The 725-nt window shown below is 51.7% G+C and carries 1 protein-coding gene; it reads left to right on the top strand.

Features of this window, described 5'->3' with window-relative positions; all coding sequences use genetic code 11:
• Positions 1–719, top strand: a 719-nt coding sequence (locus GHO42_RS03825; protein WP_153329185.1) for an IS3 family transposase, incomplete at its 5' end; no start/stop codon positions are given.
• Between the last annotated feature and the right edge of the window lie 6 nt (positions 720–725).

Raw genomic sequence — 725 nt, 5'->3', positions numbered from 1 at the left:
ACTCCTGGTTGGAAAGCGGTGGTGTTTATGGCTATCGCAAGATCCATGATGACCTGCGAGAGGTTGGTGAGAGCTGTGGCCGTCACCGGGTAGCTAGGTTGATGCGCCTTGAAGGTTTACGTTCTCAGACTGGGTATCGACGGAGGCCGGGAAAATATGGCGGTAAACCAGCCGTTGCCTCACCGAACTTACTGAAGCGCCAATTCGATGTCAGAGAACCCAACAAAGTCTGGGTCACAGACATTACCTACATCCGAACATATGAAGGCTGGCTGTATTTGGCCGTGGTGCTCGATCTGTTTTCACGCCAGATCATTGGTTGGTCAATGAAGTCGCAGATGACCAGCGACGTAGCCATTGATGCACTGCTGATGGCGGTTTGGAGACGTAAGCCGAAGCAAGAGGTGATGATCCACTCGGATCAAGGCAGTCAGTACAGCAGCTCAGACTGGCGAAGCTTCTTGAAAGCTAACAACCTGGTAGCCAGCATGAGTCGTCGAGGTAACTGCCACGACAACGCTGTAGCGGAGAGCTTTTTCCAGCTGCTAAAGCGGGAGCGGATCAAGCGTAAAATCTACACTACACGCCAGGATGCTCGGGATGATGTGTTCGATTACATCGAGATGTTTTACAACCCAAAACGACGCCACAGTTTCAACAATCAGCTGTCACCGGTAGAGTTTGAAAAGCGTTACGCAGCGAGCCTGGAGAGTGTCTAGGAAACC

The organism is Pseudomonas sp. FSL R10-0056 (assembly GCF_009600105.1).
Taxonomy (GTDB): domain Bacteria; phylum Pseudomonadota; class Gammaproteobacteria; order Pseudomonadales; family Pseudomonadaceae; genus Aquipseudomonas; species Aquipseudomonas bubulae.
The sequence above is the reverse complement of the archived record's forward strand: the minus strand, read 5'-3'. Positions and strand labels throughout refer to the sequence as shown.